Annotated in this window: 7 protein-coding genes; 3 read left to right on the top strand and 4 right to left on the bottom strand. The window is 68.2% G+C overall.

Annotation, left to right across the window (positions count from 1 at the left end; genetic code table 11):
* Window positions 1-275 precede the first annotated feature (275 nt).
* A complete protein-coding gene (locus tag KEC56_RS13440; RefSeq protein WP_227531336.1) occupies window positions 276-2,015 on the bottom strand; it encodes a type I restriction-modification system subunit M in 1,740 nt (579 codons plus the stop codon).
* Between the two features lie 112 nt (window positions 2,016-2,127).
* Between KEC56_RS13440 and KEC56_RS13435 the strand changes: the two genes are divergently transcribed.
* Window positions 2,128-2,394, top strand: coding sequence for a helix-turn-helix domain-containing protein (locus KEC56_RS13435; RefSeq protein ID WP_264675336.1), 267 nt, complete (start codon window positions 2,128-2,130; stop codon window positions 2,392-2,394).
* 66 nt (window positions 2,395-2,460) lie between these two features.
* On the opposite strand, the gene KEC56_RS13430 is transcribed toward KEC56_RS13435, so the two are convergent.
* The 3 genes from KEC56_RS13430 to KEC56_RS13420 form a co-directional block, all read right to left on the bottom strand.
* A complete protein-coding gene (locus tag KEC56_RS13430) occupies window positions 2,461-2,763 on the bottom strand; it encodes a hypothetical protein (protein WP_175985567.1) in 303 nt (100 codons plus the stop codon).
* A gap of 74 nt (window positions 2,764-2,837) precedes the next feature.
* Window positions 2,838-3,821 (bottom strand): hypothetical protein, encoded by a 984-nt coding sequence (locus KEC56_RS13425; RefSeq protein ID WP_227531334.1) that lies wholly within the window; start codon window positions 3,819-3,821, stop codon window positions 2,838-2,840.
* 77 nt (window positions 3,822-3,898) lie between these two features.
* Window positions 3,899-4,591 (bottom strand): phosphocholine cytidylyltransferase family protein, encoded by a 693-nt coding sequence (locus tag KEC56_RS13420; RefSeq protein WP_227531333.1) that lies wholly within the window; start codon window positions 4,589-4,591, stop codon window positions 3,899-3,901.
* A 231-nt stretch (window positions 4,592-4,822) separates the two neighbouring features.
* On the opposite strand from KEC56_RS13420, the gene KEC56_RS13415 reads away from it, so the two are divergent.
* Window positions 4,823-6,247: an ABC transporter ATP-binding protein gene (locus KEC56_RS13415; RefSeq protein ID WP_308013019.1), complete on the top strand. Its 1,425-nt coding sequence runs from the start codon at window positions 4,823-4,825 to the stop codon at window positions 6,245-6,247.
* Window positions 6,223-7,788, top strand: a complete 1,566-nt coding sequence (locus KEC56_RS13410) for a hypothetical protein (protein ID WP_227531332.1) — start codon at window positions 6,223-6,225, stop codon at window positions 7,786-7,788. Before KEC56_RS13415 ends, KEC56_RS13410 begins: the two co-directional genes overlap by 25 nt.
* Window positions 7,789-7,819: the final 31 nt, after the last annotated feature.

The following is a 7,819-nucleotide window of genomic DNA, read 5'->3' as shown; positions in this document are numbered from 1 at the left end:
ACCGAGGAGCCAGTGGACGACCGGGATGCGACGCCCGGAGCTCAACCCTGCCCACGACACGCCACCGCACACCGACCACGCCAGCCCGGCCCACCCAAAGCTCATCGGTGGATCGAGGCTAAGCGCGACGTTCGCCAGCTGAGGCACTACCCCAGACTTGGTGACAGACAGCGCCGGGAAGTCAGCGGCGCTAACCGTCGCCCGCCGTTCGGTGAAGTGCTTGCCGAGTGGGGAGCGCTGCCAGTCCGGCGGCGCGACGTCCAACCATTCGCGTCTCACCGCTCCACTTCCCGCAGCAATTCCATGATCTCGCCGACGAGCTGGTTGAGTTCGGCGTCGATCTCTTCGAGGGGTCTCGGCGGCACGTACTCGTAGAAGTGCCGGGTGAAGGGGATCTCATAGCCGACCTTGGTCTTCGCGGCATCCACCCAGGCGTCCTCGACATGGGGGAGGACCTCGGCTTCGAAGTACGCCTGGATCACGGCATCGCGGGCGGCCTCGCCTTGGTCGTTGCCGCCCCAGGTGAACGGCACGTTCTCGGTGTCGCGCAGCTTCGGATCGGGCTTTGCATTGCCCTTGCGGTCGCGGACGACCTCACCGTCCTCGTCGCGGAGCGGGCGCTCGACGGTGATCGTCCAGTATCCGAACTCGTCGTTGCGGAAGATCTTCGAGTGCTTCTGCTCGACGTGCTCGTCGTACAGTCGCACGATCTCGGCGCGATCCTTCGCAGAGACCTCGCGGTTCTTCTGCCCGAGGTTCTTGCGCAACTTCGACCAGAATCTGGTGCCGTCGATCAGCTGCACGGTTCCGATGCGCTCCGCCGGCTTGGCGTTGTCGAGCAGCCACACATACGTGGCGATCCCGGTGTTGTAGAACATGTTCGTCGGCAGCGCGACGATCGCATCCACCAGATCGTTCTCGAGCAACCAACGGCGGATCTGGCTCGGACCCGACTCGGCTGCACCTGTGAACAGCGGTGAGCCGTTCAGAACGATCCCCGCGCGCCCGCCGCCCTCGTGCACAGGCCGCATCTTCGTCGCCAGGTGCTGCAGGAACAGCATCTGCCCGTCGCTGATCGGCGGCAGCCCACCGGGAAAGCGACTGCGCTCACCGGCATCCTGAATGTGGGCCTTCACCGCTGCCTGCGACGCCTTCCAGTCCACCCCGTACGGCGGATTCGAGAGCGCGTAGTCGAAGTGCTGCCCGGCGAACAGGTCGTCCGACAGGGTGTTCCCGAGCCGGATGTTCGTGGCATCCTGCCCCTTCGCGATCATGTCGCTCTTGCAGATGGCGTACGACTGCGGGTTGATCTCCTGGCCGTACAGACGCAGCCTCGCGTCCGGGTTCATCTCGAGCAGATGCTCCTCGGCGACCGACAGCATCCCACCCGTCCCCGCGGTCGGATCGTAGATCGACCGCACGACGCCTTCGTTCGCGAGCGCCTTGTCGTCGCCGGCGAACAGCAGATCCACGATCAACCGGATCGCGTCGCGCGGAGTGAAGTGCTCTCCGGCGGTCTCGTTCGACGCCTCGGCGAACTTGCGGATCAGTTCTTCGAACAGGTCGCCCATCGCGGCGTTCGGCAGCGCATCGGGGCTGAGGTCGACGTCGGCGAAGCGATGGACGACGAGCAGCAGCCGGTTGCTCTCGGCCATCGCCTCGATCTGGTCCTCGAACTTGAACCGGTCGAACACATCGATGCTCTTCGAGAACCCCGAGATGTAGTCGACGAGATTCGCCTGGAGCCCCTCCGGGTCGCCGAGCAGGCGCGGGAACGTCCACGAGGTCGTGTTGTAGAAGCCGAGTCCAGTCTGCTGACGGATGCGCACCTCGCGCAGATCATCATTCTCGGTGCCGGCGAGCACCTCGGCGATCGCCTCGCGATGGGCGGTCATGATGCCGTCGAGCCGGCGCAGGATCGTCATCGGCAGGATGACGTCGCCGTACTGATGCGGTTTGAACGGGCCTCGGAGCTGATCCGCAATCTGCCACACGAACGTTCCAAGGCTGCTCACCGCTTAACCATGGCATAAATGCCCACTCCTGAATGCGCGTGGCTGGACTGGGTGGCGCTTGGATGCTGGAGGGATGAAAGCGCCCCGGTCTCGAGCCTCCGAGCATGTCGGAATGCTCATCCGAGACCTCCGCGCCAAAGCCGGCATCCCGCGCGCCCGGCTGGCCGACCGCGCCGACATGGACGTCTCGCACCTCGCCCGGATCGAATCCGGCGAAGGCAACCCGACGCTGTTCGTGCTGATCCAGCTCGCCACCGCACTCGACGTCAAGCCCGAGGTCTTCATCACAGGCCTCACGGCCGCAGACCTGCCCGAAAATCTCAAGCCGTACTCCGAAGCCGACTTCCGCCGCGAGCTGCGCCGCCGCCAGGGCGCCTGACGCTTCGACGGGCTGAGCGGCCGGGTGCAGCGGCCGCCGGCTCAGTGGCCGGCGGCGGGCGGCGCATCACACGACGAACCGCCACACGTACTCCAGACCGTCGGCCGGCCGGAACCAGGCGAGCGTGACGACCACCTCGTCGGGGTCTGCTGCGCACAGGCACAGTTCGATGTCCTCCGACGGCAGCACCTGGCCCCACAGTTGCGTGCCGTCGGCGCGCTGGTCGTCGCGGAAGACCCGGACGAAGTCCGCGCTCTCAGCGCTGCCGTTCGTGACGACGGGATGCTGGGGGTCGGCGCGATCGATCAGCCAGGGAACGCGATAGGCGGGCGGAGGAGGGGCATCAGACGGATGGATGGCTCGCAACATGCCGCCACGCTAGGAACGACCGCCGACGCGGAGTGCGGCATCGGAGTGCCCAGGCAACGACCGGGGGAGAAGCCCTATGAAGCCGAGTCTGTGGAGAGCGAGTCGATCTCGTGTCCGCCGAGGGCGTCCTGCGATGCGATCGCATCCGTCGAGCCGGCGCCGTTCTTCCTGCCCGCACGGCCCACGGTCCGCGCGACCGTGCCTGCACCGCGCGAGACCACGCCGGCGACGCCGGTGATGGCCGAGCCGGCGTAGCGGACTCCGCGCAGCATCCGCAGTTCCAGCTTCTCGGCGCCGGCATCGGGCTCGAGCTCCGCAGGGAGCACGGCGGGTGCGAGGCCGAACGCCTTCCGCGACGTGGTCAGCACGCGTCGGCCGAGCAGATGGTTGCCCGCGCCGCCGACCGCGGCGCCGATCCCGAACGGCATCGCCTTGCCGACCAATGATGCTCCGCCTGCGGCGGCGAAGTGCTTCACGAACCGGGTCTTGAGCTGGTCGACGACGGGACCGATCGCAGCGCGAGGCAGCGATTTCGTCACGAGCTCGCCCCAGTAGGACGAGCGGTTCGTTCCCTTCCCCGTGGCCTGCCGGGCCAACTGGCCGACGAGGTCCACGCCCTCCTTGCCGAGCATCAACGTCATCACCAGGGCGCGAGCCCGGTCGGGATTCTCGATCGCGATGCCGTGCACTTCGGCGAGGGACTGGGCGAACAAGGCCGTCGACTCCAGGAACCCGAGCGTCTCCACTCCGGACAGCGCCAGCGTCACACCGGTGCCGATCCCCGGCACGACCGCGGTCGCGCCCACCGCTGCGCCACCCGTCGTGACAGCAGCGAGGTAGCGGCGCTCGAGGATGCGGACGATGCGGTCCGGCGTGGCAGTCGGATTGCGCAGACGGATGCTGCGGATGTGCGCCAGCACGAGCGGCCGCTGAATCGAGAGCACCTTGTCGAGCCCCCGCACGGTCAGCGGATGCTCGTCGGATCCCACCGGCGGCACGCCCTTGTCCCAGGCGGAATCATCCGGCAGCGAGTGGATCTTGTGCACCTTCTTGGCCATGGGCAGATCCTATGCACGTCGTCCGCGAGAATGCCGAAAGCCCGGCCCCACGCGGGACCGGGCTTTCGGAACGAGGCTCAGACGAAGAGGTTCGCGCGCTCGAGGTCTTCGGCGAAGTCGACCTCGACGGCGTAGAAGTCCGAGACGTCCATCGGCTCGAGCAGCAGGCCGTCCTCGGCGATGGCCAGCTCCAGGCCGCCCTCGAAGTACTCCTGGTCGTCGACGCGCGCGAGCTGGCGCATGAAGGCCTTCTTGTACGTCGACGAGATGTAGTTGATGCCGATGGCCTCGCCCAGGCCGCCCTTGACCGACTTGGAGAGCTCCTTGATGAACCCCTCGGCGGTGACGGTGTACTTGACCTCTTCGTCGCTCACCTTGGAGGTGTTCACGGAGACGAATGACTGGTCGCGCTCGATGTACTCGATCGCGCGTCCGAGGATGCGGGGGTCGAAGACGACGTCGCCGTTCATCCACAGCACGCCCGCCTTGCCCGTCGCGCCCAGTGCGCGCAGCAGGCTCTTGGAGGTGTTCGTCTGGTCGTAGCGCTCGTTGTGCACGTAGTTGGCGTTCGGGAACGCCTCGATGACGGTCTCGGCGCGGTATCCGACGACGGTGGTGATGCGAGCGTCGCCGCCGAACACTGCGCGGATGTTCTCGTGCTGCTGCTGCATGATGGTGCGGCCGTCGTTGAGCTGGGTCAGCGGCTTCGGCAGTGCGCGCCCGAGGCGCGATCCCATGCCTGCGGCGAGAATGACGGTCTGAAGAGTCACGAATACTCCTAAAAAGAATCTGTGTTCACGGCCGGTTCACCGGCCAGACACTTCTTCGTGCCGTGGATCATGCTAGCGATGCCCGCTGGGAAGCCCCGGGGTGAGGCCTGCCCGTTGCCGTTTCGTGATCAGGTACACACCGAATCCACAGGTGCGCGATCCGGAACATCTCCTGTGCCGATTGTTTCGTCGGACCCCGAGAAAGTCCAGGGCCGTTGATACGTTAGGACGGTGACTGCTCCAGTGGATGACCACGACGAACAGCCGGATGTCGCCTCCGCCGCACCGGCCGAGGAGAAGGCGGCCACCACGCGGACCTCGGCGGTCAGGATCGTCGCCGCGCGCCCGACCAAGAAGCCCGCAGGACGCGCGTCCGCACCGCGCACGACCGCGGCCAAGGCTGCAGCCGTGAAGTCCGCCTCGGCGCGCAACGCAGCGGCGAAGGCCGATTCCGCGGATGCTGAGAACAAGGCCAAGGAAGCCAAGTCCGCCGCCGCGAAGCGAGCCGCAGCCAAGGCTGCCGCCACGCGGGCCGCGAAGGCCGCCGCGGCGCGGGAGGCGAAGGAGAAGGCGCAGGCCGAGCGCGAGAAGCAGGAAGCGCAGGCCGAACGCGAGAGGCAGGAAGCGCAGGCCCTCGCCGAGGCAGAGGCGGCGGCGCTCGTCGCGCAGGAACCCGACGAGGCGACGGAGGAGCCGATCCTGCGACCTTCCGCTCCGGCCGCTTCTCCGGAACCTGAACTCGAGCCGGCACCCGCTCCGAGCTCGGAGTCCGAGTCCGAGCCCGAACCGGAGCCGGAACCCGAACCGGAGCCGGAACCCGATCCGGAACCGGAGCCCGAGCCCGATGCGGCGGCCGCCGCCGGGGCGGTGGTCGTCGACGTGCATGCGCCGGCGGCATCCGACGCGATCGTCGTCCGCGGCCTGGTCAAGGACTTCGGCGATCAGCGCGCCGTCAATGCGATCGACCTGACCGTGCCCGCCGGATCGTTCTACGGAATCGTCGGCCCCAACGGCGCGGGCAAGACCACGACCCTGTCGATCCTCGCAGGCCTCCTGCGCGCTGATGCGGGCGAGGTCGAGATCTGCGGCATCGACCAGGCGAAGAATCCGCTCGACGCGAAGCGCGTGATGGGCGTGCTGCCCGACCGGCTGCGCACGTTCGACCGCCTCACCGGCCGCCAACTGCTGCACTACTACGGGCTGTTGCGAGGGCTCTCGGCCGACGTCATCGAGAAGCGCTCCGCCGATCTGATGCGCGCCTTCGACCTCGCAGGTTCCGTCGGACGCGTCGTCTCGGACTACTCGGCCGGCATGACGAAGAAGATCATGCTCGCGGGAGCCATGATCCACTCGCCGCGCGTGCTCGTGCTCGACGAGCCGTTCGAGTCCGTCGATCCGGTCTCATCAGCCGTGATCCTGGACATCCTTCGCGCCTACGTCGATCATGGCGGCACGGTCATCCTCTCCAGCCACGGCATGGACCTCGTCGAACGGGTGTGCTCCCGCGTCGCGATCATCGTCGGCGGAGAGGTCCTCGCCGAGGGCACGGTGGACGAGGTGCGGGCGGGGCAGACGCTGGAGTCCCGCTTCGTCGAGCTCTCGGGTGGCGCGAGCGAGGTGGAGGGGCTCGAGTGGCTGCACACGTTCTCCGACTGAGGCTCGCCCTCATGCTCGGCGCCCTCCGGGGCGACAGGGCCGTGCGCACCATCGCCGGGTTCGTCGTCCTGGCCGCGGTCACCGTCGCCGTCTGCGTCGCGCTGCTGAGCCTCGCCGACGCGCCGCTGCCGGTGGCGAGGACCGTGATCGTCCTCGGCGGGGCAGCCGCGGTCCTGGGCTTCCTCGTCGGACCGATCCTCACCGGCACCGCGGATCAGCTCGATCCGCGACGCTTCCGCGTCTTCGGCGTCGATGTGCGCACGATGCCGTGGATCCTCGCGCTCGGCGCCCTCGTCAGCGTGCCGTCGATCGCCCTTGCGGCCGTGGCCGTGTGCTTCGTCGTCACGCTCGTCGCGCTGGGAACTCCGCCGGTCTTCGCGATCCTCGCCGCGGTGTTCGGAGTGCTGTCCCTCGCGATCGCCGCGCGCATCGGCATGGCCGTCAGCGCGCTGCTGCTCCCCGAGCGGCGCTCGCGCGAGCTCACGGCACTGTTCGTGCTCGCCGTGATCGTCGTCGCGTTCCCCGCGGCCGTCTTCTTCGCCTCGCTGGAATGGGACGGTCTCGTGCCGGATGCCGTGGCATCCCTCGCCTCCGTGATCGCCTCGACCCCGTTCGGGGCGGTGCCGGGCTTCGCCCTCGCGGTCGCCGCCGGCGACGTGCCCGGAGCGTGGCTCAGCGGACTCGTCGCCCTCGTGACCGTGATCGCATTGGGCGCGTTCTGGGCATGGCTCGTCGCACGCCTGCTCACGCACACCGATCGGCCGGCGACGGCGCGCGAGCGGTCGGGTCTCGGATGGTTCGGGCTTCTGCCGTCGAACGCCTTCGGAGCGATCGCCGCACGCAGCCTCGTCTACTGGTCGCGCGACCGCCGGTACATCGTCAACGTCGTGATCGTGCCGATCGCCGGAGTGCTGACCGTGTTCCCGCTGCTGGTCGCCGGTGTCCCGCTGTACATCGCCGCTCTCGTGCCGGTGCCGGTGATGGCGCTGTTCTTCGGCTGGCTCCCGCACAACGACGCCGCGTACGACTCCACGGCCCTGTGGATCCACGTCGCCAGCGGCGTCCGCGGCGCGGCAGACCGCTTCGGGCGTCTGGTGCCGATCGCACTCGTCGCGCTCCCCGTGCTCGCCATCGCGATCCCCGTCTGCCTCGCCCTCGTGGAGAGCTGGTACCTGCTCATGCCGATGATCGGCCTTGCGGCCAGCCTGTTCCTCGGCGGACTCGGCGTCTCGAGCATCCTGTCGGTCACCTCGCCGTACGCCGTCTCGAGGCCGGGCGACAGCCCGTTCCAGCAGCCTCAGCGCTCGGCATCCCGTGCCGGATACGCCCCGGCGATCGGCTTCATCGCGACCCTCGTGCTCAGCGCACCGACGATCTGGCTGTTCGTCATGACCATCCTCGAGGACGACGCGTACAACCCGGCGACGTTCTGGGTCGGACTCGCCACCGGCGTCGTCGTGCTCGCCGCCGGTGCGATGATCGGCGGGCGCGTGTGGGATCGCGGCGGTGAGCGCCTGATGGAGTTCGTCGAGACCGCGTGAGGCCGCCCGCGCGCGGTTTCCGACGATTAGA

It is taken from the genome of Microbacterium tenebrionis (genome assembly GCF_020682665.1).
Classification (GTDB): Bacteria; Actinomycetota; Actinomycetes; order Actinomycetales; family Microbacteriaceae; genus Microbacterium; species Microbacterium tenebrionis.
Note: the sequence above shows the minus strand (reverse complement) of the source record. Positions and strands in the feature narration are given on the sequence as shown.